Raw genomic sequence first — 967 nt, forward strand, 5'->3', positions numbered from 1 at the left:
AAAAAAAAGAATCAACGGGCCTCCGCCTCAGCCAACCATGCCCGCAGTACGTCACGCCATCGTCGATCTCATCCTACGGCAGCCATCGCAGCGATGCCCTACTGCAGAAGACGTATCCGTGAAAAACTGCAGCACAAACTAATTCTGCCAAAGTAGTGCTAGCTAATTCGGCTTGTGCGGTCTGCTCACGTATTTCTAGGCGCCATTGAGCTGCCTCCCAGGCAGTCCGCCGGTACTAGATGTGATTGCGACCTTAGTGGGCTGGGGGAGACTTGAGACGTTTGGCGTTAGGCTGAGATTTTTGTCCGCCAGGCAACGCGCAACTTGGTTGCAGGTTTGGTGCGGCAGTGCCAGCTTGCATGAAAGGTGTCCGATATCGCGAAGCCTAGATGCCGCAGCGGGATCTCGTAGGCGATCGTGACCGCAGCAAGGGCCAACATCACGTCGCGGTTGACGCCGAAATGGACGCGATAGAGCCACCAGATTGCGCAGCACCGGTCGAAATCGGAGCGTGCCCGAGCGCGCTTTATTGCTGCTGCGACCCGCGCTATTGGCTTCATGACACGTCTCATCTGGAAACCTGAACGTCCCGGGACCAACGTCTAAACTTAATGAGTTTTTGCTCGGTGACGGTCCGCTGTCGCGCGCATGCGTCGGCAAAGGATTGGGAGCTGAGATACATGAAATGGAGCCCGGTTTTGGGACCAGAGGCTAAGTTGGAAAAGGGCCGCTCCGTTTGATAGACGGAGGGCATGATGACAAAGAAGACACGCCGGAAGATCGACGCGGCGTTGAAGGCGAAGATTGCGCTGGAAGCGGTGCGGGAGCAGGCGACGGTTGCCGATCTGGCCCTGCGCTATGAGGTTCACCCGAACCAGATCTATGCCTGGAAGAAGCAGCTGCTGGACCAAGCGGCCCGGGCTTTTGACGCGGGTGTCGAGCGCGAGAGCGAGGAAGCGCGCGAACG

1 protein-coding gene is annotated in these 967 nt (G+C 57.9%); it reads left to right on the forward strand.

The window, feature by feature from the left end; translation table 11 throughout:
• Nucleotides 1-755: 755 nt before the first annotated feature.
• Nucleotides 756-967: transposase (locus tag IVB12_RS13895; RefSeq protein ID WP_247299715.1), on the forward strand; the 212-nt coding region annotated here is incomplete at its 3' end.

The sequence above is a fragment of the Bradyrhizobium sp. 179 genome, assembly GCF_023073535.1.
Taxonomy (GTDB): domain Bacteria; phylum Pseudomonadota; class Alphaproteobacteria; order Rhizobiales; family Xanthobacteraceae; genus Bradyrhizobium.